Source organism: Chromobacterium sp. FG22 (assembly GCF_057809415.1).
The window spans coordinates 281,588-305,636 of the sequence record NZ_JBMDJX010000003.1; the positions used below are offsets into that span (position 1 = coordinate 281,588).

The 24,049-nt window shown below is 63.5% G+C and carries 25 protein-coding genes and 1 tRNA gene; 14 read left to right on the forward strand and 12 right to left on the reverse strand.

Annotation, left to right across the window (positions count from 1 at the left end):
- Positions 1-23: 23 nt before the first annotated feature.
- Genes ACODSD_RS04860 through ACODSD_RS04870 form a run of 3 tightly spaced genes read right to left on the reverse strand, consistent with a single transcriptional unit; the run spans position 24 to position 4,872 of the window.
- Positions 24-2,834 carry an ATP-binding protein gene (locus ACODSD_RS04860; protein ID WP_488876898.1) on the reverse strand — a complete coding sequence of 937 codons (2,811 nt, stop codon included), beginning with the start codon at positions 2,832-2,834 and terminating at the stop codon, positions 24-26.
- Positions 2,834-3,595, reverse strand: coding sequence for a hypothetical protein (locus ACODSD_RS04865; RefSeq protein ID WP_488876899.1), 762 nt, complete (start codon positions 3,593-3,595; stop codon positions 2,834-2,836). The genes ACODSD_RS04860 and ACODSD_RS04865 overlap by 1 nt, the downstream gene beginning before the upstream one ends.
- The gene (locus ACODSD_RS04870; protein WP_488876900.1) at positions 3,595-4,872 is read right to left on the reverse strand and encodes a hypothetical protein; all 1,278 of its coding nucleotides are present in this window, start codon (positions 4,870-4,872) and stop codon (positions 3,595-3,597) included. Before ACODSD_RS04870 ends, ACODSD_RS04865 begins: the two co-directional genes overlap by 1 nt.
- Before the next feature lie 154 nt (positions 4,873-5,026).
- On the opposite strand from ACODSD_RS04870, the gene ACODSD_RS04875 reads away from it, so the two are divergent.
- Both ACODSD_RS04875 and ACODSD_RS04880 read left to right on the forward strand, forming a co-directional pair.
- A complete protein-coding gene (locus tag ACODSD_RS04875) occupies positions 5,027-6,154 on the forward strand; it encodes a succinylglutamate desuccinylase/aspartoacylase family protein (protein WP_488876901.1) in 1,128 nt (375 codons plus the stop codon).
- Positions 6,155-6,172: 18 nt separating this feature from the next.
- Positions 6,173-6,409 (forward strand): putative hemolysin, encoded by a 237-nt coding sequence (locus ACODSD_RS04880; RefSeq protein ID WP_166453390.1) that lies wholly within the window; start codon positions 6,173-6,175, stop codon positions 6,407-6,409.
- Positions 6,410-6,520: 111 nt separating this feature from the next.
- On the opposite strand, the gene ACODSD_RS04885 is transcribed toward ACODSD_RS04880, so the two are convergent.
- The 5 genes from ACODSD_RS04885 to ACODSD_RS04905 all read right to left on the reverse strand — a co-directional run bounded on the left by ACODSD_RS04885 (position 6,521) and on the right by ACODSD_RS04905 (position 10,757).
- Positions 6,521-7,288, reverse strand: a complete 768-nt coding sequence (locus ACODSD_RS04885; RefSeq protein ID WP_107800686.1) for an ABC transporter ATP-binding protein — start codon at positions 7,286-7,288, stop codon at positions 6,521-6,523.
- Positions 7,289-7,303: 15 nt separating this feature from the next.
- Complete coding sequence (locus ACODSD_RS04890; RefSeq protein ID WP_107800687.1) at positions 7,304-8,017, reverse strand: ABC transporter permease; 714 nt, start codon at positions 8,015-8,017, stop codon at positions 7,304-7,306.
- On the reverse strand, positions 8,014-8,703 hold the full coding sequence (locus ACODSD_RS04895) for an ABC transporter permease (RefSeq protein ID WP_107800688.1): 690 nt from the start codon (positions 8,701-8,703) through the stop codon (positions 8,014-8,016). Before ACODSD_RS04895 ends, ACODSD_RS04890 begins: the two co-directional genes overlap by 4 nt.
- Before the next feature lie 286 nt (positions 8,704-8,989).
- Positions 8,990-9,769: an ABC transporter substrate-binding protein gene (locus ACODSD_RS04900; protein ID WP_107800689.1), complete on the reverse strand. Its 780-nt coding sequence runs from the start codon at positions 9,767-9,769 to the stop codon at positions 8,990-8,992.
- Positions 9,770-10,310: 541 nt separating this feature from the next.
- On the reverse strand, positions 10,311-10,757 hold the full coding sequence (locus ACODSD_RS04905; RefSeq protein ID WP_488876902.1) for a winged helix-turn-helix transcriptional regulator: 447 nt from the start codon (positions 10,755-10,757) through the stop codon (positions 10,311-10,313).
- Between the two features lie 111 nt (positions 10,758-10,868).
- On the opposite strand from ACODSD_RS04905, the gene ACODSD_RS04910 reads away from it, so the two are divergent.
- Positions 10,869-12,092 carry an MFS transporter gene (locus ACODSD_RS04910; protein ID WP_488876903.1) on the forward strand — a complete coding sequence of 408 codons (1,224 nt, stop codon included), beginning with the start codon at positions 10,869-10,871 and terminating at the stop codon, positions 12,090-12,092.
- Positions 12,093-12,253: 161 nt separating this feature from the next.
- On the opposite strand, the gene obgE is transcribed toward ACODSD_RS04910, so the two are convergent.
- The 3 genes from obgE to rplU all read right to left on the reverse strand — a co-directional run bounded on the left by obgE (position 12,254) and on the right by rplU (position 14,146).
- A complete protein-coding gene (gene obgE / locus ACODSD_RS04915; RefSeq protein ID WP_107800692.1) occupies positions 12,254-13,414 on the reverse strand; it encodes a GTPase ObgE in 1,161 nt (386 codons plus the stop codon).
- A 132-nt stretch (positions 13,415-13,546) separates the two neighbouring features.
- A complete protein-coding gene (gene rpmA / locus ACODSD_RS04920; protein ID WP_019099926.1) occupies positions 13,547-13,822 on the reverse strand; it encodes a 50S ribosomal protein L27 in 276 nt (91 codons plus the stop codon).
- Between the two features lie 12 nt (positions 13,823-13,834).
- Positions 13,835-14,146 carry a 50S ribosomal protein L21 gene (gene rplU, locus ACODSD_RS04925; RefSeq protein ID WP_039753142.1) on the reverse strand — a complete coding sequence of 104 codons (312 nt, stop codon included), beginning with the start codon at positions 14,144-14,146 and terminating at the stop codon, positions 13,835-13,837.
- Positions 14,147-14,376: 230 nt separating this feature from the next.
- Here rplU and ispB point away from each other — a divergent pair, with 230 nt between their 5' ends.
- The 8 genes from ispB (at position 14,377) to ACODSD_RS04965 (ending at position 20,347) form a co-directional block, all read left to right on the forward strand.
- A complete protein-coding gene (gene ispB, locus ACODSD_RS04930; protein WP_404990256.1) occupies positions 14,377-15,306 on the forward strand; it encodes an octaprenyl diphosphate synthase in 930 nt (309 codons plus the stop codon).
- A 19-nt stretch (positions 15,307-15,325) separates the two neighbouring features.
- Positions 15,326-15,400: transfer RNA gene (locus ACODSD_RS04935), tRNA-Arg, on the forward strand.
- A 181-nt stretch (positions 15,401-15,581) separates the two neighbouring features.
- Positions 15,582-16,787, forward strand: coding sequence for a tyrosine-type recombinase/integrase (locus ACODSD_RS04940; RefSeq protein WP_488876904.1), 1,206 nt, complete (start codon positions 15,582-15,584; stop codon positions 16,785-16,787).
- A 52-nt stretch (positions 16,788-16,839) separates the two neighbouring features.
- A complete protein-coding gene (locus tag ACODSD_RS04945) occupies positions 16,840-17,523 on the forward strand; it encodes a hypothetical protein (RefSeq protein WP_488876905.1) in 684 nt (227 codons plus the stop codon).
- Between the two features lie 563 nt (positions 17,524-18,086).
- Entirely contained in the window at positions 18,087-18,305 is a 219-nt protein-coding gene (locus ACODSD_RS04950; RefSeq protein ID WP_081557029.1) for a helix-turn-helix transcriptional regulator, read from the forward strand.
- A 25-nt stretch (positions 18,306-18,330) separates the two neighbouring features.
- Positions 18,331-19,056 (forward strand): hypothetical protein, encoded by a 726-nt coding sequence (locus ACODSD_RS04955; RefSeq protein ID WP_488876906.1) that lies wholly within the window; start codon positions 18,331-18,333, stop codon positions 19,054-19,056.
- A 12-nt stretch (positions 19,057-19,068) separates the two neighbouring features.
- A complete protein-coding gene (locus ACODSD_RS04960) occupies positions 19,069-20,055 on the forward strand; it encodes a P2 family phage major capsid protein (protein ID WP_488876907.1) in 987 nt (328 codons plus the stop codon).
- A 13-nt stretch (positions 20,056-20,068) separates the two neighbouring features.
- Entirely contained in the window at positions 20,069-20,347 is a 279-nt protein-coding gene (locus tag ACODSD_RS04965) for an Ogr/Delta-like zinc finger protein (protein ID WP_488876908.1), read from the forward strand.
- Between the two features lie 170 nt (positions 20,348-20,517).
- On the opposite strand, the gene ACODSD_RS04970 is transcribed toward ACODSD_RS04965, so the two are convergent.
- Complete coding sequence (locus ACODSD_RS04970; RefSeq protein WP_488876909.1) at positions 20,518-20,724, reverse strand: hypothetical protein; 207 nt, start codon at positions 20,722-20,724, stop codon at positions 20,518-20,520.
- Positions 20,725-20,841: 117 nt separating this feature from the next.
- Between ACODSD_RS04970 and ACODSD_RS04975 the strand changes: the two genes are divergently transcribed.
- The 3 genes from ACODSD_RS04975 to ACODSD_RS04985 all read left to right on the forward strand — a co-directional run.
- Positions 20,842-21,018: a hypothetical protein gene (locus ACODSD_RS04975; RefSeq protein ID WP_488876910.1), complete on the forward strand. Its 177-nt coding sequence runs from the start codon at positions 20,842-20,844 to the stop codon at positions 21,016-21,018.
- A complete protein-coding gene (locus ACODSD_RS04980) occupies positions 21,015-21,323 on the forward strand; it encodes a DUF1484 family protein (protein WP_488876911.1) in 309 nt (102 codons plus the stop codon). Before ACODSD_RS04975 ends, ACODSD_RS04980 begins: the two co-directional genes overlap by 4 nt.
- A gap of 10 nt (positions 21,324-21,333) precedes the next feature.
- Positions 21,334-24,049: toprim domain-containing protein (locus ACODSD_RS04985; RefSeq protein ID WP_488876912.1), on the forward strand; the 2,716-nt coding region annotated here is incomplete at its 3' end.

The window sequence follows — 24,049 nt, forward strand, 5'->3', positions numbered from 1 at the left end:
CTAGGGGCGGCTGCGCAGTCTGCTCAAGCCGGTTCGCCGCCGTCCGCGCGGCGGCGGGTTTGCAGAATGGGCGGCGCCCATTGCTCTCCCGGCCGCTTCTTGCGGGTGGCCAGCGTCAGCTCCGACGGCGCGAAGATATTGATGTTGTGGGTGTTGGGCGTGGTGATCAGGTACTGCGCCTCGGTGGCTTTGAGGAAGCCGGCGACGCGGTCGATGTTGAAGATGTCCAGGTGGGCGAACGGCTCGTCGATGAAGACGAAGCCGGACGGGTTGGACTCGTCCATCATCAGGCCGATCAGCAGGATCAGCGACTTCATCACCTGCTGGCCGCCGGAGGCTTCGCCGTCGTTCATGCCCATCAGGCCCTTCTGGTCGAAGTTGAACTTGAGCACCAGGCCGGCCTGGGCCAGCGCCGCGTCGTCGTTGGACAGCTGCGGCAGTTCCACCTCCACCTGGATGCCGGCCAGTTCGCCCAGGCGCTTGACGTTCTGACCGTAGACGCGGACGGTGGCGCGCAGCTTGCCCATATAGGCGGCGCGCGCTTCGTCGGTGAGTTCGCGCGAACGGTCCACTTCGCTCTGGCGGCGCTGACGCTCGCGGTCCAGGCCGGTCAGGTCTTCCACCAGTTTGTCCTTCAGGGCCAACACGGCTTCGTCCTGCTCCCAGTCTCCGCTTTGCAGCCGCTCTTCCAAGTAATTGAGCTGGTGCTTGGCGTCGGCGGCGGTGTCGAACTCGCTTTCGAACGCCGCGACGTTATCCGCCGCCAGCGCCGCATCGGGCAAGCGCTCCGCCCATTCGCGCAGCTCGGACAGCAGGCGGCGCACCTGGCGGCGCGCCTGCTCCACTTCCTGCTGTTTTTGGCGGAAGGCGGCCAGGCTGTCCTGTTCGCGCTGGCAGACGCGGTCGTGCGCCAGCCTTGCGTCGCTGTAGCGTTGGTCGGCGGCTTCCTTCTCCGCGCTGACCAGGCCCAGCGCCGCGCCCAGGCGGGCGATTTCGCTTTCCAGCCCCTGCTTGCGCGTTTCCAGCGCGGCGAACTCTTCGGCGCGGCTGTCCAGCTGGCGGATGGCGTCCATGCCGCCCAGGTATTCGGCCAGGCCGGCGGCTTCGCGCGTGGCGGCCACCAGCCGCTCTTCATCGGCCAGGATGCGGGTGTTCAGCGCTTTCAATGCCTCGCGCACCGCCAGCAGCCGCGATTGGCGGGCGGCTTCGCCGAAGGCGAACTCATGCGCCGGCACGCCGATGTGGCGCGCGCCGCGGCGTTCGCGGAAATAGCCGTCGCGGGTGATCCAGTCGCCGCTGACGTCGGCGCCCTGCTCGGCGCCGTCGACGCGGCTGACGCTGTTCAATTGCCGATACAGCCATTCCGGCGCGTCGGCGGAGAAGCGCACCACTTCCATCAGGCTACCGGCGTTGGCGCGCGGCGGGCTGCTGCGCTCCGGCACCACGAAGTGGCGGTAGCGCAGTTTCTCGCCGATGCGCCAGGCTTCGCGGCGGTCGGATTCGCGCTCCAGCAGCACCACGTGGCGATAGCCGCGCAACAGCGCTTCCACCGCCGCCTGCCAGTTGGGGTCCAGCACTTCCACGATGTCGGACAACATCAGGTGGCCGATGCCGGCCTCGTCCAGCGCGGCCTTGAACTGGCGCACGTCTTCCGGCGCGCGGCCGCGGCCTATCTCCAGCGCCTCCAGGTGCTGGGAGCTGTCCTGGCGCTGCTTTTTCAGTTCGCGCAGGCCGTCTTTCAATTGCTCGGCTTCGCCGCGCAAGGCGGAGAGCTTGTCGGCCAGTTGGGCGGCGTCGGCGCCGTATTCCTTGCTGGCCAAGGCTTGCAGCCGGTCGCGCTCCTTGAGCTGGCCGGCCACGCCGGCGTGTTCGCCCTTGGCCGCCATAAAGGCTTCCTGCGCGCCGACGCGGGCGGTTTCGGCCGCCTTGCGCGAGGCGTCGGCGGCCACTTCCGCCGCCTTGAGCTTGGCCACCAGTTGCAAGGTGTCGGCATGCTCGCCCTGGGCCTGGTTCAGCGTGTGGAAGTTGCCGCGGTAGTTTTTCCAGACATTGCCGAGCGCGGACTTGGCGTCCAGATAGGCCAGCACCGGCAGCGCCTCGTCGCGCAGCCGGGCGATGCCGGTTTGCAACTGCCGCCATTCCAGATAGCGGTTGGCGCGGGTCTTCATGGTTTCCACCCGCGTCTGCAGCGCTTCTTCCTGACGGCTCAGCGATTCCAGCTCCAGCTCGGTGGCGCGCTGCTCGTCGCGGGCGCGCTGGTAGTTGTCCAGCACGTCCTTGTCGCCGAAGACCTGGAACACCAGGTCCAGCAGTTGGCGCGGGCTGTATTCGGTGAGCTTGTCGGTATCGCCCTGTTCCAGCGCCAGCACTTCGGCCACCGCCGGGGTCAGGCCGGCCATTTCCAGCCGGCGGCGGTATTCCTGCACGCCCATCCATTGGGCCTGGCCTTCGGCCAGCTCCAGCGGCACGTCGCCGTCCAGGATGGCGTAGTGGCGCACCCAGTCCCCGCCCTGTTTCTTGACCCGGCACAGCAGGGTGACGGCGTCCGCGACGATGGGGAAGAAGGGCGTCGGATACAGGCCGCCGCTGGGGCGGCGCGGATTGTCCACCACGCCGCGCAGATAGGCGAAGGGTTCCTTATTGTTGCGAACGTAGCGCTTGTAATCGCGCTTGCCCGAGCATTTGATCGCCAGCAGGGTGCGCATCGCGTCCAGCAAGGTGGTCTTGCCGGAGCCGTTGGGGCCAATGATGGTGACGATCTGCGCGTCCAGCGGCACGGTCAGCCGCTGCCAGAAGTCCCAGTGCACCATTTCCACCGATTTCATCTGGAACATCAGCGCGTCTCCTCGTGGGCCGCGTCGTCGAGCGGCAGGTCAAACAGCGGGCCGGCGGAGTCGTCCGCCTCCGCGGCGGCGTCCAGGCCGTCCTCGGCCGCTTCCGCGCGCTTGTCGGCCAGCGCGTCGCGGCCTTCGCGGCGCAGCAGCACGTCGGCCAGCGCGCCCTCGATGATGCGCGGCGCCAGCTGGGCGTAGTCGATCATCAGGTCCAGCATCGGCCCTTCGTCCAGCCAGCGGTTGCGGCGCACGATGAAGCCCAGGTTGACCAGGCGGCCCAGGTTGGCGTTGAAGCGGGTGCGGCCGCCCAGCGCCTTGCCGAAGTCCGCGTAGAGCGCGTCCTCGGACACGCCGGTGGACACGGCCTCGCCGGTTTCCAGCGGCTTTTGCGCGCCGAACATATCGCTCTGGTTTTCCTTGCCGGCTTCCACGCGGGCGATCTGGCGTTCGCGCTTGGGCAGGATGATCAAGGACCACAGGATGACCAGCAGCGCCACGCCGTCGCGCGGCAGGCCCAGATTATTGTTGAGCCAGGCGTCGCCGGAGCCGAACACCGGTTCGGTCATTTCCGGCAGCAAGGCCACGGCGAGGTGTTCGGCGTAGGGGTTCTCCACCAGGCGCAGGCCGACGGCCGCCAGGCTCTTGTCCAATTCCAGGCGGAAGCTGTCGTCCAGCAGCGCCTTCTTCGCCAGCGCGTCGCCGCGCGGCACCACCCGATGCGCCAGCAGACGGGCGGTCAGGGTTTTGATTTCTGTTTCCATTAAGAACCTTTTTGGGCCGCGGCCACCAGTCGCGCGTCGGACAGCGACGCCACTTCCGGGTGGTCCGGCTCGATCACGCTCTCGCCGCCTTGCAGACTGAACGGCAGCTTGGCCAGCGCGGCGACGATGCTTTGGTCGTTGCTGCTTTCCGGATCCCCGATCAGGGACAGCAGCGACAGCCGATAGGCGGTTTCGTTGTAGCTGTCGGCCAGCACCGCCTGGCTGATGTGGGCGTCGGCCGCGCCGGACATGCCCAGTTCCAGCAAGGCGTCGTACATGGCCTCGGCCTCCAGCAGGCGCTCCATTTCCGGCGCGTCGGCCAGCGGCGCGGCTTCTCCGCCCGGCAGCGTCATGGAGCCGGCCTTGGCGCGCTCGCGCGCCAGCAGTTCGAATTCGGCCACGTCGGCCAGTTCCGGCGTGGACAGGAAGGCGGGCTCGGGGGCGATGGACAGACAGGCATCCAGCTTGTGCGCCAGCTGGCCGGTCGCCATGCGGCGCAGCCAGTCGGCGATGTCGGTGGAGGTCAGGCCGGAGCCGCCCAGATGCACGCGCTGCGCGGCCAATTGCGCCAGCCGGCGCTCAAACGTGCCGGCCAGCGCCAGCATGCGGCTTTGCGCCAACGCGATGGCCTGGGCCTGGTTGAGCACCAGCAGGCTCAGCGTGTCGTCCTGGGTCAGGCTCTTGACCACCTCGGTGGATTTGGCCACCCAGCGCCATACCGCCTCCAGGCGGTGCTGGGCGGCGCGGATGCGGAATTCCGACTGCGATTCCAGCGCTTCTTCAAATTCCGCGTACAGCTCGTTCAGGCGCGCCAGCAGGTGTTTGAGCGCTTCGTCGGACACCTGGCCCACCGCCTGGCCGGCGGCTACCTGGCTGGTCAGATAGCCCAGCTCCACGTCGTCGCCGGCGAAATCCACCATGGTGGCCAGCGCCGCCAGCGCGACGCGCGCGCCCTCGGACAGCTGGTAAACGCCGCCGTCGCTGTCGTAGACCAGCAGGCCGCCTTCGCGCAGCCGGCCCAGGATGGTGGCCAGCTTGGTGTCGTTCAGATAGGCGAAACGCTGGGCGATTTCCTGCGGCGTCCATAGCGGCGCTTCGGCGCGGCCGCCCAGTTCCCGCAACACCAGCAGCCGCATCAGCACTTCTTCGTCGCCGCCGCGGAACAGCGTGACGAAGACGGCGAGATAAGGCCAGGCGCCGGTCAGGCGCGACACCGCCTGCAAGGAGGCGGGCTCGATGCCGGGCTGGAAGAAGTCGGAGAGAGAATCCAAAGGCACTCCACCACGCGCGCGGGCGTGGAATGGCAAAAGCCATGATTGTCCGGGGGGCATGCTCGTTCGTCAACGCATGTCCGCTCGGCGGCCCTATCTTGCCCGGGCCGGTTTGGCATAAGATTCGACGACAGAGCCGCACACCGCAAGAGGAGAACCCATGTACACCCACCGCCAGCCCTTGCTGTCGCCCAGCCTGGGCAGCCAGCGCGACCTGACCAGCTTCCATTTCGGCGTGCCGCAAAGCGGCCAGAAAATCTATATCCAGGCCAGCCTGCACGCCGACGAGCTGCCCGGCATGCTGACCGCCTGGCATTTGAAGCAAGACTTGCAGCGGCTGGACGCCGCCGGCCTGCTGCGCGGCGAGGTGATTCTGGTGCCGGTGGCCAACCCCATAGGCCTGAACCAGAACCAGAGCGAGAAGCCGCTGGGGCGTTTCGACCTGCAAAGCGGTCAGAACTTCAACCGCTATTACCCGGTGCTGTCCGAGCCCATTTTCGAGGCGGTGAAAGCGCAGTTGGGCCGCGACGGCAAGGCCAACACCGCCTTGATCCGCGCGGAGGCGCGCCAGCAATTGGGCGCGCTGCGCGCCGACAGCGAGCTGCAATCGCTGCGCCACACGCTGATGAAGCTGGCTTTCGACGCCGACGTGGTGCTGGATCTGCATTGCGACTGCCGCGCCGGCCTGCACCTGTACACCGGCACCCCGCTGTGGGAACAGTGCGAGCCGCTGTCGCGCTATCTGGGCGCTTGCGCCACCTTGCTGGCCACCGATTCCGGCGACCATCCCTTCGACGAAGCCTGCGGCCAGCTATGGTGGCAGCTGCGCGACCTGGCGGCGGCCGAGGGCCTGGACGTCCAGATCGACATGGCCTGCCTGGCGGTGACGGTGGAACTGCGCGGCGAAATCGACGTCCATCACGATTACGCGCGCCGGGACGCGGAAGGCATCCTCAACTTCCTGCGCCACCGCGGCGTGATCGCCGAAGCCGCGCCGCCGCAGCCGGAACTGCCCTTCCCGGCCACCCCGCTGGCCGGTTCGGAAAACCTGTACGCGCCGCACGCCGGCGTGGTGGTCTACCACGCCCAACCGGGCAGCGAGGTGGCCAGCGGCGAACTGCTGGCCGAGGTGATAGACCCGATAGGCGACCGCTGCAGCGAGATCCGCGCCAACCGCCCCGGCATGTTGTACGCCACCAGCGCCCGCACCTACACCACCACCGGCCTGTCGCTGGCCAAGGTGGCCAGCCGCGAGGCCTTCAAATCCGGCAAGCTGTTGTCGGCCTGATACTGAAAGGAAAACCGCATGAGAATCTTGATATGCGCCGCCGCGCTCTTGGGCCTGAGCGCCTGCAGCCAGACCAAGCCGCCGGAGCGCCCCGCGGTGGGCATGGCCAATCCGGCCTCCGTGTATTGCGGGGAAAAGGGCGGCAAGCTGTTGCCGCAAAAAGACGCCCAGGGCAATGAGTACGCGCTGTGCCAGCTGCCGGACGGCCGCACGGTGGAGGAATGGACGCTGTTCCGCGCCGATCATCCCCAATAAACCCGCTTATCCACAGCCAACGGCCAAACTCAAACTTATCCACAAAAATCAAACCCGCCGGCCATCGCGCGCCGGCGGGTTTGCTCTTTCTTCAGCGGGGCCGGGCTAGGCTTACTTCAGGCTGCCCGACAGGAAGGCCTTCAAGCGCTCGCTCTTGGTGTTGCCGAACACCTCGTCCGGGCAGCCCTCCTCCTCCACCCGTCCCTGGTGCAGGAACATCACGTGATTGGACACATTGCGGGCAAAGCCCATCTCGTGGGTGACCACGATCATGGTGCGGCCCTCCTCGGCCAAGGCCTGCATCACTTTCAGCACCTCGCCCACCAGCTCCGGGTCCAGCGCCGAGGTGGGTTCGTCGAACAGCATCACTTCCGGCTCCATCGCCAGCGCGCGCGCAATCGCCACCCGCTGTTGCTGGCCGCCGGACAGATGCGCCGGGTACTTGTCCTGCGCGCGCTCGTCCAGGCCCACTTTGCGCAGGTATTTGACCGCGCGCTGGGTGGCCTCCTCCTTGGAAATCCCCAGCACGTGCACCGGCGCCTCGATGACGTTTTCCAGCACCGTCATGTGCGCCCACAGATTGAAGTGCTGGAACACCATGGCCAGCTTGGTGCGCATGCCCTGCAATTGCTTCTGGTCCGCCGGCGTCAGTTCGCCGTTCTTGGTGGCGGCCAGGCGGATGGGCTCGCCATTGAGGCTGATGCTGCCCTGGTTCGGTTTTTCCAGGAAGTTGATGCAACGCAGAAAGGTGCTTTTGCCGGAGCCGGATGAGCCGATGATGCTGATCACGTCGCCGGCCTTGGCGGTCAGCGAAACGCCCTTGAGCACTTCGTGGCTGCCGTAGCTCTTGTAGATGTTCTGGATATTCAGCTTGTCCATCTTCTAGTCCGTTTCTCAGGTTTTCGCCGGCTGCAAATAAGCCAGCCATCTGGTCTCGGCCTTGCGGAACAGGCCCACCAGAATGAAGGTGACGCCCAGATAGATCAAGGCGGCCAGGCCGAAGGCGTTGAAGGAGTCATAGGTGGCGGCGTTGACGTCGCGCGCCACTTTCAGAATGTCCGGCACGGTGGCGGTGAAGGCTACGGTGGTGGCGTGCAGCATCAGGATCACCTCATTGCTGTACGCCGGCAGCGCGCGGCGCAGCGCGGACGGAATGATCACTCTTCGGTAAAGAGTGAACTTGCTCATGCCGTAGGCGCGCCCGGCCTCGATTTCGCCGTAAGGGGTGGCCTTGATCGCGCCGGCGAAGATCTCGGTGGTGTAAGCGCAGGTATTGAGCGCGAACGCCAGGATGGTGCAGTTGTAGCCTTCCCGGAAGAAGTGGTTGAGGAAGCCCACTTCCCGCACCACGTCCAGGCTGTACATGCCGGTGTAGAAGAACAGCAGCTGCACGTAGAGCGGCGTGCCGCGGAACACATAGGTGTAAAACCAGACGCTGCGCGCCAGCCATTTGACCTTGGACACCCGCGCCACCGCCAGCGGGATGGACACGATGAAGCCAAAGGCGATGGACAGCACCAGCAGCCACATGGTGACGGCGAGGCCGGACAAATGGTAGCCGTCCGACCACAGGAAGGGACGCCAGTATTGCTGAATGATGTCTATCATAGCTCGGCCTCCCGCACACCCATGGAATAACGGCGTTCCAGCCACATCAACACGAAGTTGGACACCGTGGTGAGCAGCAGATAGATCGCCCCGGCCACCAGGGTGAAGAAGAACACTTTGTAAGTGCTCTTGCCGGCGTCTATCGACACTTTGACCACGTCGGTCAGGCCGATGATGGACACCAGGGCGGTGGCTTTCAGCATCACCTGCCAGTTATTGGAAATGCCGGGCAACGCGAAACGCATCATCTGCGGGAACTGGACGCGGGAAAACACCTGCCAATGGCTCATGCCGTAAGCGGTGCCGGCTTCCAGCTGGCCCTTGGGCACGGAGATGAAGGCGCCGCGCAGCGTTTCGGTGAAATAAGCGCCGTAGATGAAGCCCAGGGTCACCACGCCGGACACGAAGGGATTGAGGTCAATCCGTTCCATGCCCTGCCATTCGGTCAGATGATTGATGCCGATCTGCAGGCTGTAAAAAATCAGCAGCATCAGCACCAGATCCGGCACGCCGCGAATCAGCGTGGTGTACAAGGTGGACACGCCGCTCAGCAAGGGATTGCTGGACAGCTTGGCCCCGGCCCCGATAAGGCCGATGAGGAAGGCCAGCAACAATGACAACACCGCCAACTCCAGCGTCACCAGCGTGCCGTCCCAGATAATGGAACCGAATCCATGCAAAAACATGCTCTTCCCCTTTCAGGGCGGCGGCGCGCGCCGAACCGGCCCTGACTTGCGCAAAAGACGAGCCGCCGACAAAACGGATGGCCCACTCCGGCCACGGAGGCGCTGCGGGTTCCAATGCAGCGGTTTTGTCGGCGGCTTGCGGCTTAGAACATGTTTACGATCCGCGGCGCGTCGTGGACGCCTTAGGCGATGAGAACTCTGGCTCGCAAGATCGTAAACACACTCTTAGAGCCCGTTCAAAGCCTGCCGCGCGGCGGCCTTGCATGCTTGAACGGGCCCTTGCCGTTTACTTGCCGTAAACGTCGAAGTTGAAGTATTTCTTTTCAAGCTTCTTGTAGGTGCCGTCTTTGAGCATGCCGGCGATGGCCTTGTCGATATCGGCCTTCAGTTCCTTGTCTTCCTTGCGCAAGCCGATGGCGGCGCCTTCGCCCAGGGTCTGCGGGTCAACCAGCTCTTTGCCGGCAAAGGCGAAGCCCTTGCCTTCCGGCTTCTTCAGGAAGCCTTCGTCCGCCTGCACCGCGTCTTGCAACGAGGCGTCCAGACGGCCGGCCCCCAGGTCGGACAGCACTTGGGTCTGGTTCTGATAAGGCACCACTTCCACGCCGGCCGGCGCCCAGTGTTTCTTGGCGTAGGCTTCCTGGATGGTGCCTTGCTCCACGCCCACGCGCTTGCCCTTCAGCGAAGCCGGAGTCGGCATCAGGCCGGAACCGGTCTTGGCCACCATGCGGGTAGGCGTGTTGAACAATTTGGCGGAGAAGCTGATTTCCTTCATCCGGGCTTCGGTCACCGACATCGAGGACAGCACGCCGTCGAACTTCTTGGCTTTCAAAGCCGGGATCATGCCGTCGAAATCGTTTTCCACCCACACACACTTGGCTTTCAGGCGCTTACAGATTTCATTGCCCAGATCGATGTCGAAGCCCACCAGCTGGCCGTTGGGCGCCTTGGATTCAAACGGCGCGTAACTGGCGTCCACCCCGAAGCGGACTTCCTTCCAATCCTTGGCCCATGCGCCGATAGACGCGGTCATCAGACCCAAAGCCATCACAGCCAATGCTTTCTTCATTTGCTTCTCCTCATAGACTTCATCTACAGCCAACGGTGAAAATCCCGAGCCGACAGCCGGGCATATGCATTTCACAAGTTAAAGCGCACGGGGCTTTTCGCCCTCTGATCCGGCATCGCCCCCGCGGGGGCTGAGCGCTTCATGTTATATAAATAGAGCAATTTGTCTATACCGTCTCCGCCGCCCGCCGCCCACGCCGCTCTTATCTAAGCTTACGTCATGCCGTCATGGAAAATTAATGACTTGGTATTTCAGCGCCAGGGCGAATTTGCGGCTTGTTGAGGACAAAATACAACATCCAGACACCCACTCAAGTAACGCTTGGTATCGGAATGGGTGTACCTGCAAATGAAAAAGTCTTCATGTGAACAAGCCGCTTCCACCCGCCGAAGGGGCTGTTCAAATGGCAGACAAGGACAAGGCGGACCGGGAAGAACGCGGGAAGGGTAATGGGCCGCAGCCCTGAAGAATGCGGGAAGGGACAAGCGCCGGCCCAGCGCATGGCTGCACCGCGGCTCCGTCTTTGTCTCGGCCGATCGGCTCAGGCCAGCTTGCGCACCTCGGTGGCCTCGGGCGCCAGTTCGACGCCGTCCGCGTCCCTGGGCGACATCAAGGGCACGGGCTGGCCGGTCCGCTTGTCTATCAACAGCGAATGGCCTTCGCCCGCCTCGAACAAATGCCCTTCGCCCCACTGGCGCAAGGCCAGCACCACCGCGAACAGGCTTTCCCCCTTGGCCGTCAACACATACTCCTGGTAAACGGAGCCGTCCGAGGCCGCCTGGGTGGCGAGCACCCCGGCGTCCACCAGCTTGCGCAGCCGGTCGGACAGGATGTTGCGGGCCATGCCCAGGCCGCGCTGGAAATCGCCGAAGCGGCGCACGCCGTCGAAGGCGTCGCGCACGATCAACAAGGACCAGCGATCCCCGACCACGTCGACGCTGCGCGCCACCGGACATGGCTCCTGATTCATGGTGTTGTGGCGCGTCATGGGCTCTCCTTGGGTTCTGCGGCGGCGGGATCAATCAGTTGCATTTTAAAACTACCTGCCCTAGCATTCAATCGGTTTTATTTTGCAACCAGATTGAACGGACTCGGGACCATGAACGCCAGGCACGCCCCATCGCCACTCTTGAAACACAAGCCAGCGAACACGCCCGCCGGCCTGGTATGGCTGTTCGCCGCCGCCAGCGGCTTGAGCGTGGCCAACGTCTATTACGCTCAACCCCTGCTGGACGCGCTGGCCCGGGACTTTTCCATCCGCCAGGCGGCGGTGGGCGGCGTGATCACCGCCACCCAGATAGGCTGCGCGCTGGCCCTGCTGCTGCTGGTGCCGCTGGGCGATCTGCTGGAACGCCGCCGCCTGATGGCGGCGCAACTGCTGGCGCTGGCCGCCGCGCTGACGGCGGTGGCCATGGCGCGCTCCACCCCGGCGCTGCTGGCCGGCATGCTCGCGGTCGGACTGCTGGGCACGGCGATGACGCAGGGGTTGATCGCCTACGCGGCCAGCGCCGCCGCTCCGCATGAGCAAGGGCGCGTCGTCGGCGCGGCGCAAAGCGGCGTCTTCATCGGCCTGCTGCTGGCGCGGGCGTTCTCCGGCGCCGTCAGCGACCTGGCCGGCTGGCGCGGCGTCTACCTCGCCGCCGCCGGGCTGATGCTGGCGATTGCGCTGCCGCTGTGGCGGCGCTTGCCGCCGCTCCCCGTCGCCGCGAACGCGATGCGCTACCCGGCGCTGCTGGCCTCCATGCTGGACTTGCTGCGACGGGAAAAAACGCTGCAAGCGCGCGGCATGCTGGCGCTGCTGATGTTCGCCGCCTTCAACGTCTTCTGGAGCGCGCTGGCGCTGCCTTTGAGCGCGCCGCCCCACGGCTACTCCCGCACCGCCATCGGCGCCTTCGGCCTGGCGGGCGCGATAGGAGCGCTGGCCGCCGCCCGCGCCGGACGCTGGGCCGACGGCGGACATGGCCAGCGCACCAGCGCGGCGGCGCTGGCTTTATTGCTGCTGGCCTGGTGGCCGCTGTCGCTGATGCAGCAATCGCTGGGCGCGCTGCTGATCGGCATCGTGCTGCTGGACCTGGGCGGCCAGGCGCTGCACGTCACCAACCAGAGCCTGATTTTCCGCGCCCGGCCAGCAGCCCATAGCCGGCTGGTGGGCCTTTACATGCTGTTCTACGCCGTTGGCAGCGGGCTGGGCGCCATCGGCGCAACGGCGGCCTACGCCCATGCCGGCTGGCAAGCCGTGTGTTTGCTGGGCGCCGCCGTCAGCCTGCTGGCCCTGCTGTTCTGGTGGGCGACGCGCGGCGTCACCCCCGCGGCGGCGGACTGAAATGAAAAAGGCCAGTCGCGAGACTGGCCTTCTTGCTTGCCGTGGATGCCGGCGCCTGAATGAAAGAACCCACCCAAAGTCTAGCGGGCTAGAACGAGACAAGGCGAAAACGCACTCACCGCGTCACATCTCTCGACGCCCAGCAGATCGTAAACAGGCGCTTATTCTTCCGTCGTGTCCTGATGCATCGCCGCATCCGGAGTAATCATGGTCTGACGCGCGGCGGCGGCTTGCTGCTGCGCCTCTTCCACCTGCTTGCGCTGCTCCGCGCGCACCACGTCCAGATAGGACATGATGGCGAAAGTCAGCTCGCGGGTGCCTTCGTGGTTCAGCGCGGAAATGCTGAACACGCGCGGCGCCTTGAGATCGAAGCCGAAACGGTCGTCCGGCTGCTCTTCCGGCCAGCCATAGGCTTTAAGGAAGGCGGACACCGTCAGCTCGCGCTCGTCCGGCGGCAACATATCCACCTTGTTCAACACCAGCCAGCGCGGCTTGCCGTGCAGTTCGTCGTCGTACTTCTTCAGTTCCTCGACGATGGCGCGCGCCTCGCGCACCGGGTCCACGTCGGGATCGAACGGCGCCACGTCCACCACGTGCAGCAACAAGCCGGTGCGCTGCAAATGCTTGAGGAAGCGGTGGCCCAGGCCGGCGCCTTCCGCCGCGCCTTCGATCAGGCCGGGAATGTCGGCGATCACGAAGCTGCGGGTATCGTCCATGCGCACCACGCCCAGATTGGGGTGCAGCGTGGTGAACGGATAATCCGCCACCTTGGGACGCGCCGCCGACACCGCGCGGATGAAGGTGGACTTGCCGGCGTTGGGCATGCCCAGCAGGCCCACGTCGGCCAGCACTTTCAGCTCCAGCTTCAGCGTGCGCTGCTCACCCTGCTCGCCCGGCGTGCACTGACGCGGCGCGCGGTTGGTGGAGGATTTGAAATGGATATTGCCCAGGCCGCCCTTGCCGCCGCGCGCAATCATGATGCGCTGGCCGTGATGGGTCAGGTCCGCCACCAGCTCGCCGGTGTCGTGGTCGGTGATCACCGTGCCCACCGGCATTTTCAGGTCGATGTCGTCGCCGCCCTTGCCGTAGCAATCGGCGCCGCGGCCGCGCTCGCCGTGTTCGGCCAGGTATTTCTTGACGAAGCGGAACTCCACCAGGGTGTTGACGTTCTCGTCCGCCACCGCGTACACGCTGCCGCCCTTGCCGCCGTCGCCGCCGTCCGGGCCGCCGAAGGGCACGAACTTCTCGCGACGGAAACTGGCCACGCCGTTGCCGCCGCGTCCCGCGAATACTTCAATGCGGGCTTCATCGATAAATTTCATGTTTTCAACCTCTGTCTTGCGAGGAGTCAGGGGTCAGGATGGACTCGCGGCCACCCTCACGCCTTGCCCCTCAGGGTATGAAAAAAGCCCTATCGCAGGATAGGGCTTTCTCGGTCACTAGAAAGCGAAAAATTATTCGCCGTCTACGCCGGTGTACGGAACCACATTAACGATCTTGCGCTTCATTGCACCTTTAATGGTGAATTCAACGTAACCGTCAACCTTGGCGAACAAGGTGTGATCCTTGCCCTGACCAACGTTTTCACCTGCGTGGAAGCGGGTGCCGCGCTGACGCACGATAATGGAACCTGCCGGAATCAGTTCGCTGCCGTAAACCTTAACGCCCAGGCGTTTGGCTTCGGAGTCACGACCGTTGCGGGAGCTACCGCCTGCTTTTTTGTGTGCCATGACTGTTTATCCTTACTTCGAAATCGCGTCGATGCGGATTTCGGTGAAGTTTTGACGATGACCCTGATGTTTCTGGTAGTGCTTGCGACGACGCATCTTGAAGATGCGGATCTTGTCGCCACGACCGTGGGAAACAACGGTGGCCTTAACAGTGGCGCCGGCAATCATCGGGGCGCCTACAACAACCTGTTCACCGTCAGCAATCATCAGCACTTCTTCAAGTACGATCTGGCTGTCGACGTCTGCAGGTATCTGTTCTACTTTGAGTTTTTCACCAACGACAACTTTGTACTGCTTGCCGCCGGTTTTTATGACCGCATACATTCGCATGAGCTCCTGAATATAAAAATCTCGCCGCCTATTGCGGGAGAACGCGAAACTATACGGACACCCCGTCAACTTGTCAATGATTTCATCGACTTAGTCCTAAGGAGTACGCCCCGTGGCGGCTGGAGGGGCTTTTCTGGTAACATTCCAGCCTTTGGCGTACCCATCTCAAATAACTGGTTGAAATCGTGTCCACCCCGCTTTTCCGTACACTGATAGCCGACGACATGCAGGCCGTAGACCGCGTCATCCGCGCCCGGCTGCACTCCGACGTCGTCCTGATCCGCCAGGTAGCGGAATACATCATTTCCGCCGGCGGCAAACGCCTGCGCCCGGTGTTGACGCTGCTGTCCGGCCGCGCGCTGGGTCACAACGGCGAACAATTGCACGAGCTGGCGGCGATGATCGAATTCATCCACACCGCCACCTTGCTGCACGACGACGTGGTGGACGAATCCGACCTGCGCCGCGGCCGCGAAACCGCCAATGCGCTGTTCGGCAACGCCGCCAGCGTGCTGGTGGGGGACTTCCTCTACACCCGCGCCTTCCAGATGATGGTGACCACCCGCAATATGGACATCCTGGCGGTGATGGCGGAAGCCACCAACATCATCGCCGAGGGCGAGGTGCTGCAGCTGCTCAATATCGGCAACACCGACGTCACCGAAGACGAATACCTGCGCGTGATCAAGTACAAGACCGCCAAGCTGTTTGAAGCCTCCGCCCGCGTGGGCGCGCTCAGCGCCGGCGCCAGCGCCGAACAGGCGCAGGCGATGGCCGAATACGGCATGTACCTGGGCACCGCTTTCCAGATCATCGACGACGTGCTGGATTACAGCGGCGACGCCGACACCATAGGCAAGAGCCTGGGCGACGATCTGGCCGAAGGCAAGCCGACCCTGCCCTTGATCTACACCATGCGCAACGGCGGCCCGGAAGCCTCCGCCACCGTGCGCGACGCGCTGGAACACGCCAGCCGCGATCGTTTCCAGGATGTGCTGGCTGCGGTACAATCCTGCGGCGCGCTGGACTACGCCCGGGCGGAAGCGGTCAAGGTGGCCGAACAGGCCGTGGCCGCGCTGGCGCCGATTCCGGAATCGGACACCCGTCAGGCCTTGGTGGAGTTGGCCCGCCTGTCGGTGGACCGCAGCGCCTGACCCAGCAGTTTTTCTAAGCGTCTCCGTAGTTAAATGGATATAACGGCCCCCTCCTAAGGGGCAGTTACAGGTTCGATTCCTGTCGGGGGCGCCACTTACACCTCCAAAGCAGTCCGAGAAAATCCAAAAACCCGCGCCAAATAAGGCTTTGCGGGTTTTTTTACGTCCAAAGCAGTCCGAAACCATCCAAGCAAAGCCGGGGGTACGCGGGGGTATTTTTGGTGGTATCTTGTGTACCCCCAGATTTCGATACCCCCAAAGCGAGGAGTACCCCCATGCCCCTAACCGACGCCGCCATCAAAAACGCCAAGCCCCGCGAGGATGGCAAGCACCTCAAGCTCACCGATGGACAGGGGCTGTCTCTATGGATCATGCCGACAGGCGCGAAGTATTGGCGGCTGAAATATCGTATCAATGGCAAAGAGAAACTGCTGGCGCTGGGCGTATACCCGGAAGTCAGTCTGAAGGAAGCCAGACTGAAGCGCGATGATGCCCGCAAGCAGATCGCCGATGGCGATGATCCGGCGGCAATGCGCAAGATGGATAAGGTGATCAAGTTGGCTGCCGCTGCCAATACGTTTGAAGCCATCGCGCTGGAGTGGCATGAAAGGGAAAGCCACGAATGGTCCGCCGCCCACAGCGAGCGCGTGCTCTCGGCCATGAAGTCCCACATCTTCCCTTACATCGGCGACAGACCCATCAACGACATCCGCCCACTTGAATTGCTGGAGGTGCTGCGCAAGGTGGAAAGCGCCGGCAACATCGACACCACCAAACGCCTACGGCAACGCTGCTCAGCCGTCTTCCGCCTAGCCATCCTGACCGGCCGCTGCGACAGCGACCCGGCCGCGCCCCTGACTGACGCCCTCAAAAGCCAGCAATCCACTCCGCGCAAGGCGCTGATGCGCGAGGATATCCCCGCCTTCCTCGACGCACTGGAAAAATATGACGGTAGCGTGCAAACTAAGCTGATGATGAAACTGATGTTGCTGACCTTCACCCGCGTCGGAGAGATGGCCATGGCCAGGTGGGAGGAAATCGACTTCGACAAGGCGCTGTGGACCATCCCGCCAGAGCATCGCAAGTTGCCGGAGAAATCCAAGAAGACCGCGCCACCGCATCTGGTCCCGCTATCCAAGCAAGCCATGGACGTGCTGCGCCAGCTCCACGCAATCAGCGGCGGCCGCGAACACATCTTCCCCAACCGCAACAGCCCGCGCCGCCCCATGTCGCCGGAAACCCTGCGCCGTGCACTTCACAGCATGGGCTTCAGGGGCAAAGCCGATGTCCACGGCTTCCGCTCGACGGCATCAACCATCTTGAATGAAGAAGGCTTCAACTCGGACGCCATTGAGCGTCAGTTATCCCATATCGAAACAAACAAAGTACGAGCTGCTTACAATCGTGCCGAGTACATTGAAGAGCGCAAGAAAATGATGCAGTGGTGGGCAGACCATATTGACCAGGCCAAGACGCCCTAAAAAACACAACGACCAACCTGTACACCAACAGCCATAACCAAAAGGAAAAATCATGTGGGGCGAAATAACACAATTCTGGCATGACAACTCTTCAAATATTGTAATTTCTTTAATTGTTGGTTTTATATTTTTTGTTTTGGGACCTATTGGCGTCTGGTTTTCTGGTAGAAAAATCAAAAAAGAGAGAATAAAAAAAGCAAAAGACACATTAATTGACTTACTAGAAGGAATGCTAGTAAATCAAGAGAACATCAATGAAGAAAGACTAAAAATAATTCGCAGCGCCGTTGAGCGTGACATTGACATAGATCTAATTGGAGAATACCAAATAGACCAATGGCTAGGAGATGTAGTATTACGCTTTGAAAAAAGCCGCCACCTTGGCTCAGATCAAAAACAAAAATACTACGATACAGTTCAAAAAATAACAGATGAGATTAACTCAAAACACAACAAGAGAGTAACCACCCCCTTTCCAGGCAATTATGGAAAGATGCTATCTGACCTGCAGGCACACATTATAGCCAATGAGAAAGAAGGCTCCCTGAAAGTATTAAGCGAGCTTGAGCAAGCCTTATATTCTAAAAACCACACCCAAGATCCAGTACTTAACATAATACGGATATACAAGAGAATGTACCAGAAAAGCCCAGTAACCTTTTCACTTGCATTCACCACAATCTCAATACTCTATCTTTTCATAATATTTAAATTCATTCCAATACTACAATTCTAAAATAGAAACGAACTACTCTTGCATTATTCAAAAAATTTCTTTAAGGCCAGCCTCAGCCACATTTACTTTGAGCCGTTTTCCCACACATACCCAGCGCGCGCTATCGAAGCCCCGCCTCGCCCCCGCACTTAATAGGCCGCTAATCATGCAGCTGCATGAACCCGTGCCAGGCCCTTGCCGTATGGCCTGGCGCGCCCTTGTCCCCCTGCCCGGATTCATGCGTTTTCATGCACGCTATGCATGCAGTCGCCCTGTCCGCTGACCGTCCCCGCTTCGCGTTTTCCTGCTGTCCCCCGTTTCCTTGCCGCTGAGTCCGTCCTAGCCCGTCCACCGCCATCCGATGCCGTTCCATAGCGGGCCATGTTGCGCCCGCGTTCCTGTTTTCCCGCCCGTCGTCAAGAGCAAAATCCGCGTTTTTTTGGCATTTCAAATTTTTTTGTTGTGTGGGAACGCGGCACAACCCTACCCCCAAACCCGGTTTGTCATTTCTGAAATACTGCGTTCGCTGATCGGCGTATCCGATGCCATCCACCGATATCCACCTCAACCAACAAGGACGCTTCATGACCGCTGTTGCCGCTTCGCCCTCTTCTCAACCGCTGCGCTTTCTGCGCTTGCCGGAAGTCATCGCCACTTGCGGCCTGTCCCGCTCGTCGGTGTACGACGCCATCAAGCAGGGCCGTTTCCCGGCACCGGTGCCGCTGGGCGGCAAGAGCGTGGCCTGGCTGTCCTCTGAAATCGAGAGCTGGATGGCTGGACGCATCGCGGCCCGCCGCGCCTAACCCCGCAACTTCCCGGACTCAGACCATGCATATCCAGAACCCCACCACCCAAACCCGCCTGGCTGCCGCCGTGGCCGAGCTGGCAGAACGCCAGACCGCTTTTGAACACGCGCTCGACGCCTGGCAGCAGTTGACCAGCCAGACCACGCGCCGCGAGCACACCGCCGCCGCGCTGCGCATGGAGGCCGAGCAGGCGCGCAAGGATTGCCGCCAAGCGATGCGCTCGACCTTGGGCGTCCCCACCAAGGCGGTGCGCGAGCTGAAGCACAAGGAGATGGCCAACCTGGAATTGGCCGAGGAAACGCTGAAGATCGCCGAGGAAGAGAAGATTCAAGCCGAGATCCAGCATGAAGCGCTGTTCGAGCAGCGCAAGGCGCTGGCCGAGGTGCGCGACGCGCTGCAGCGCCAGTACTGGGACGCGGTGCTCGACGACCACCTGCCCCAATGGGGCGAACAACTGCCGGTGCTGACGCTGTTGCTGAGCCAAGCGCCGCCGGCCTGCATCGAGCGCGTGTTCGGCAGCGCCGACTGGCACCGCGAGGAAGAGCAAGTCCATGCCGTGCTCAAGCCCGGCGCGCTGCAGCAGAGGCTGTGCAGCGCTTCGCCGGCGGCCCCGGACACCCTGCTCGCCCGCTTGAACCAGCCGCTGCCGCCGTTGGCCACCCCGCCGCTACAGCAACACAACGTGATTGCCCGACAGCGATACCAAGCCCAGCGCGACGCGCAGTACCAAGCCCTGATCAACCGCTAACCGAGACGAGACATGCAGAACCCCACCCGCCACGCGCTGAACCAGTTCATCGACCACTACTACCACGCGCTGGAGCAGTACCGCGCTCAGGACAGCCTGTACGCCACCCCCACGCCCCAGGCGGCGCAAGCGCGCCTCAACGCGCTGAAGGCCCGCAGCCGGCTGCTGTCCGCGATCAACCTGCTCGGCGTCTCCGACATCCGCGGGCAGGCCAAGCACTTCGATCTCGCCGGCACCTTGGCCGCCACCGTCGACACCCAGCGCCATGAACGCCAGCCGGCCGGCAAGACCTGGCGGCCGGCGCAATACCACTGCCAGCAAACCAACTTCGACGCCGCCTTCAGTTACGACACGCTGGACGCCTGGTGGAGCGAGAGCCAGACACCGGCCGGCTTTGAAGCCCGCGCGCGGCAAGCGCTGGAACGCCGCATGCTGCTGGACCGCATCATGATCGGCTTCCACGGTCTGCAGCGCGCGCCGGACTCGAACCGGGCCAGCCATCCGCTGTTGGAAGACGTCAATCTCGGCTGGCTGCAGCAGATCCGTGAGCAAGCGCCGCAAAACTGGATCGAGGGCGCCCGTATCGGCGAGAGCGAACGCTTCCGCTCGCTGCATCGCCTGGTGCGCTATGCGCTCAAGCAGCGGCTGGCCCCGGCTTGGCGCGATGATCCCGGCCTGGTGGTGCTGGTGGGCGCGGACTTGCTGCCGGATGCGGTCTGCGACGCGAACCCGCAAGCCGAGGGCGACGACCTGGTGTTTCACCAGCAGCGCCTGGGCGGGCTGCAAGCGGCGACGGCCGCCTTCTTCCCCGGCGACAGCATTTTGATTACTCGACTGGACAACCTGTCGCTGTACTTCAATCAGCACGCCAGCCGCTACCACTACCACGAGGAACCGTCGCTAAACCGGGTGGAGTTCTATCATTCCAGCCACGACGCCTACGTCGTCGAAAACCTCGCCGCTTGCGTGCTGATTGACGCTGTTGAAATTGTCGACTGAAGGAGAGTGCATCATGGCCTTCCCTTGCCCTTTGTGCGGCGCGGTGTCGCGGGTGCTGACCAGCCGCATGCTCAGCGCCGCGACCAAGGAGAATTACTACAACTGCAGCAACGATGACTGCTGCCACCAGTTCAAGACGCTGGAAGGCGAACCGATCACCCTGGCCCAGCCCATCCACGGCGGCGCGCGGATTCCGCCGGAGCGGCTGCGCACCTTGCCGGGCCTGTCGCCCTCGCCTCGGCAAGCGCTGATCGTGACGCCCGGCCGCGTGCGGCATCGCGTCCTGGGCTAAGTGCCATGGCTCGCCGGCCGGCGGGCCATGTAGCCCCTTGAAATCGACCTTGAATAGCGTCGGCTGACATGGATTTAATTCACTTATTTAATATTGAGTGGCGGCTTCATTTTTATGCCCGCTAAAACCCGGCCCCATTCCCGATGATCCCGCTCCACGCTTTAGAAATATCACCCCGGATGAACTGCGCGAACCTGATTGCCCACCCCCGTCAGCGAATTGACAAGCTCGCTCGATTGCTGCACCATCTTTACGTCGCATCTAAAACAGCGACCGGGTTTGGCGACCTGATTGATAAGGCGGATACCCGCCATAATGGCGGCTTTTTTACGTCCGTTAGAAACACCATTGGTACGTCCTTTTCTATGGCGGGCCATGGTGGGGATACCTTCGGGTATGCCGGTTTCCTTATCTCCGGTTCGCCAACCCTGCCATGTGCCCGCCCCCCTCGTTTGGCGACGAGAGGCGGGTTAAACCTAGATAAGGAGGCTTCCATGCCTAGCATCACCCTGCGCGCTCTCCGCGCCCTATTTCCACGCACTACCCGTCCCGTTTCCACGCTGCCCAACGAAGCCGAAGCCCGTGCGCTCGCCGCCTTGCTGGTCGCCCAGGGGCAACGCGCCTTGATTCATCGCACCGCCGCCGGTTTCGCCGTGGAGGTGCTGGCATGAACGCCCTGATCCTGTCCGCCGTCCATCACCAACTGGCCCAGCTGCAGCAGCTGGCCGATACCCCCGAACATGCCGCACTGCGCGAGCCGCTGAACCAACTGGCCAGCCTGTGCCGCCGCATCGAACACACCGTCAGCGCCGGCGTCTCTCGCCTGACGCGTACCGGCGACGGCCTGCAGGGCCTGGTCGAGTTGCTGGACTGCGCCGAGAACCAGCCATTGCCGGCGCAACGCCTGGCCGGGCTGCTGGCGCCGCTGCAGCAACAGGTCATCGACGCCAGCGCCGACATCGGCCAACTGCTCTAAGGACAAGACCATGAATGCGAGAAACCCTCTCCCGCGTACCGGGCGTGACGCCCCCGGCTTGCCTGGCGGCGCGCCGACCGCTCTGGGCCAATGGTTCGACCAGCTCAAGGAGCAGATTGACTTGCACGACCTGGCGGCCCGCCTGGGCCTGAAGCGTCAGGGCAAGGGCAACTATCACAGCCCGCACCACCCGGACAGCCACGCGTCGCTGTCGATCTTCGCCGACGGCCGCGGCTGGAAGGACTGGAGCGGCGACGCCGGCGGCAGTTGCATCGACTTGCTGCGCTACTGCCAGCCGGAACTCGACACGCCGTTGGCGGCCGCGCGCCTGCTGGGCGACTGGTACGGCCTACCGCAACCGAAACCCGCGATGAAGGACAAGGCCGCGCCAGTGCGCAAGTCCACCCTCGACTACATCGGCGAGCGCTGCCTGGCCCAAGCCGATGCGGCCATCGCCTACCTCACCGGCCGGGGCATAGACGAAGCGGTGATTCGTCGCGCGCTGCGCTGCAAGACGCTGGGCTGGAACGATTGGCACAGCGCCAAGATCGCCGCCGGCGAAGTGGGCCACGGCGGCGCGGCCGTCGCCTTCCTGGTGCGCAGCGGCGGCCGGCTGGCGGCGGTGGATCTGCGCTATGTCGATCCGGCGTTGAACGGCGGTGTAAAAACTCAGTGCCAAGGCGCACGCGAGGGCCACGGTTGGTGCAGCGACCCGCAACGGCTGCAGCGGGCGCGGCTGGTCTATCTGGTGGAAAGCCCGATCAATGCGCTGTCGGTGGAGAGTTGCACCCCGCCGGACGTGGCGGCGCTGGCGCTGCGCGGCGTCGGCAACGTGGACAGCCTCGACTGGACCGTATTGCGCGGCAAGGCGGTGCGGGTGGCGCTGGACCATAGCGACCCGGTGAACCCGGCCAGCGGCGTGCGGCCGGGGCTGGCGGCGGCATGGCGCTTGTCGGAGAAGCTGACGGCGGCGGACATCGGCCATTTGCTGGTGGACATGCAGGACTGGGACGAAGGCGAAGACCTCAACGACGTGTTGCGCCAGCACGGCGCGGACGTGCTGCGCGGCCGGCTGCGCAAGCTGGAGGCGTGGCTGTTGCCCGGCATGCCCGGCGGCGGCGAGCGGCTGGAGGGGACACGGCGGGTACAGCTACCGGGCCATGACTGGGCGGTGTACTGGCGTTTCCGGGTGAAGGAGGACTTCACCCAATACGTCGACGAGTTCAAGACCGACGACGACGGCAACCGTTCCGAGACGCTGGGCGACCTGTGTTCCTTCCGCGTGGCCAGCCTGTCGCGGCTGCGCATCCAAAGCCACCTGGCCACCATTAGCGGCGCGGCCGACCATCAGCCGGAAACCGTGTTCGGCGTTAGCGCCCAGTTGGCGCGGCATGGAGTGACGCTGCAGCGCGAGGTGGCCACCGACGACAAGCTGTACAACCTCGAATGGTGGAAGAGCCGCTTCGGTGCGATCTGGAAGCCGGCGCAGTTCCAGCGCCTGGTCAACCTGATGGAGCGGGCCGCCGACCTGGGCGCGCGCGACGTGGTCAACTTCGTCGGCCTGGCGTGGAAGGCCGGCGCGCTGACGGCGCAGGAGGGGCAGGACTGCTATTTCGTCGAGCCGCAGAAGCAATGCCTGTACTACAACCTGACCTTCCCGCGCGGCACGACGCAACAGGCGCGCACCGTGATCCAAGCCTATCAGGACACCTTCCATCACAATGCGGCCGCCATCCCCCTGGTGTGGGCCTTGGGCGCGCACCTCAAAACCCTGCTCGGCTTCTATCCGCACTTCCAGATGCAGGCCGAGAAGGGCTCGGGCAAGTCCAAGCTGCTGGAGAGCCTGCAAACCACCCTGGCGTTTCAGGTGCTGTCCGGGCAGATGCTGAAGACCGACCACCGCCGGCGGGCGTCGGTGTCGTTCACCTCGCAGCCGGTGGGCTGGGATGAATTCTCCAAGCTGCCGAAAGCGGTGCTGTCCGACATCGACGCGTTGCTGCAGTCGACCTATCGTTTCGAGTTCACCCGCGTCGGGGCCAGCCTGACGCCCTACCTGATGTGCGCGCCGGTACTGCTGGCCGGCGAGGAAGTGGACGTCCAGAGCCTGCAGTCCAAGCTGTGCCGCAGCAGCCTGTCGGTAGCGCGACAAGGCGCGCTGATTCCGCATGATCTGCCGGCCTTCCCGCTGTGGGGCTGGCTGCAGTTTCTGGCCGACGTCGAGCCGGCACGGCTGCGCGACCTGCACCGCCATTACCTGGGCCTGTGCGAACGCCACAGCCGCGCCCCCACCGGCGACGCCACCGCGCGGCGGATGATGGAGAACTACGCCGCCCTGCTGTGCAGCTGGGCCTTGCTGTGCGAGTTCGCCGACCTCGATCCGCAGCAAGGCGGCTTCATCGAAGACCTGATGGCGGAAATGAACAGCCATATCGTCGACACCGACGGTAGCCGCCTGCCCTGGGTGTGGATCATGGAAATCCTGCTGTCCGAGCTGGAGGCGCGGCGCTTCGACTACCCGCATTGCTGGGACCGGGTCAAATGCCCGGACGGCCGCAGCGAGATGGCGCTGTTCCTCCGGCCGAATCACGTGATGGACCATCTCTCCACCGCGCCGCATCTGCGCGCCAAGTTCGACGCGCTGCCGGTGAAGACCGGCCGCATCTTCAAGCATCAGCTACTGCAAAGCCCGGTGGTACTGGCCGACGGCGTCGAGAAGACAATCCACG

What these genes read in the sequence shown, in the direction of transcription:
- ACODSD_RS04860 (WP_488876898.1), bottom strand. Translation starts at nt 2,834, where the DNA reads ATGTTCCAGATGAAATCGGTGGAAATGGTGCACTGGGACTTCTGGCAG.
- ACODSD_RS04865 (WP_488876899.1), bottom strand. Translation starts at nt 3,595, where the DNA reads ATGGAAACAGAAATCAAAACCCTGACCGCCCGTCTGCTGGCGCATCGG.
- ACODSD_RS04875 (WP_488876901.1), top strand. Translation starts at nt 5,027, where the DNA reads ATGTACACCCACCGCCAGCCCTTGCTGTCGCCCAGCCTGGGCAGCCAG.
- ACODSD_RS04880 (WP_166453390.1), top strand. Translation starts at nt 6,173, where the DNA reads ATGAGAATCTTGATATGCGCCGCCGCGCTCTTGGGCCTGAGCGCCTGC.
- ACODSD_RS04885 (WP_107800686.1), bottom strand. Translation starts at nt 7,288, where the DNA reads ATGGACAAGCTGAATATCCAGAACATCTACAAGAGCTACGGCAGCCAC.
- ACODSD_RS04890 (WP_107800687.1), bottom strand. Translation starts at nt 8,017, where the DNA reads ATGATAGACATCATTCAGCAATACTGGCGTCCCTTCCTGTGGTCGGAC.
- ACODSD_RS04895 (WP_107800688.1), bottom strand. Translation starts at nt 8,703, where the DNA reads ATGTTTTTGCATGGATTCGGTTCCATTATCTGGGACGGCACGCTGGTG.
- ACODSD_RS04900 (WP_107800689.1), bottom strand. Translation starts at nt 9,769, where the DNA reads ATGAAGAAAGCATTGGCTGTGATGGCTTTGGGTCTGATGACCGCGTCT.
- ACODSD_RS04905 (WP_488876902.1), bottom strand. Translation starts at nt 10,757, where the DNA reads ATGACGCGCCACAACACCATGAATCAGGAGCCATGTCCGGTGGCGCGC.
- ACODSD_RS04910 (WP_488876903.1), top strand. Translation starts at nt 10,869, where the DNA reads ATGAACGCCAGGCACGCCCCATCGCCACTCTTGAAACACAAGCCAGCG.
- obgE (WP_107800692.1), bottom strand. Translation starts at nt 13,414, where the DNA reads ATGAAATTTATCGATGAAGCCCGCATTGAAGTATTCGCGGGACGCGGC.
- rpmA (WP_019099926.1), bottom strand. Translation starts at nt 13,822, where the DNA reads ATGGCACACAAAAAAGCAGGCGGTAGCTCCCGCAACGGTCGTGACTCC.
- rplU (WP_039753142.1), bottom strand. Translation starts at nt 14,146, where the DNA reads ATGTATGCGGTCATAAAAACCGGCGGCAAGCAGTACAAAGTTGTCGTT.
- ispB (WP_404990256.1), top strand. Translation starts at nt 14,377, where the DNA reads ATGCAGGCCGTAGACCGCGTCATCCGCGCCCGGCTGCACTCCGACGTC.
- ACODSD_RS04940 (WP_488876904.1), top strand. Translation starts at nt 15,582, where the DNA reads ATGCCCCTAACCGACGCCGCCATCAAAAACGCCAAGCCCCGCGAGGAT.
- ACODSD_RS04945 (WP_488876905.1), top strand. Translation starts at nt 16,840, where the DNA reads ATGTGGGGCGAAATAACACAATTCTGGCATGACAACTCTTCAAATATT.
- ACODSD_RS04950 (WP_081557029.1), top strand. Translation starts at nt 18,087, where the DNA reads ATGACCGCTGTTGCCGCTTCGCCCTCTTCTCAACCGCTGCGCTTTCTG.
- ACODSD_RS04955 (WP_488876906.1), top strand. Translation starts at nt 18,331, where the DNA reads ATGCATATCCAGAACCCCACCACCCAAACCCGCCTGGCTGCCGCCGTG.
- ACODSD_RS04960 (WP_488876907.1), top strand. Translation starts at nt 19,069, where the DNA reads ATGCAGAACCCCACCCGCCACGCGCTGAACCAGTTCATCGACCACTAC.
- ACODSD_RS04965 (WP_488876908.1), top strand. Translation starts at nt 20,069, where the DNA reads ATGGCCTTCCCTTGCCCTTTGTGCGGCGCGGTGTCGCGGGTGCTGACC.
- ACODSD_RS04970 (WP_488876909.1), bottom strand. Translation starts at nt 20,724, where the DNA reads ATGGCCCGCCATAGAAAAGGACGTACCAATGGTGTTTCTAACGGACGT.
- ACODSD_RS04975 (WP_488876910.1), top strand. Translation starts at nt 20,842, where the DNA reads ATGCCTAGCATCACCCTGCGCGCTCTCCGCGCCCTATTTCCACGCACT.
- ACODSD_RS04980 (WP_488876911.1), top strand. Translation starts at nt 21,015, where the DNA reads ATGAACGCCCTGATCCTGTCCGCCGTCCATCACCAACTGGCCCAGCTG.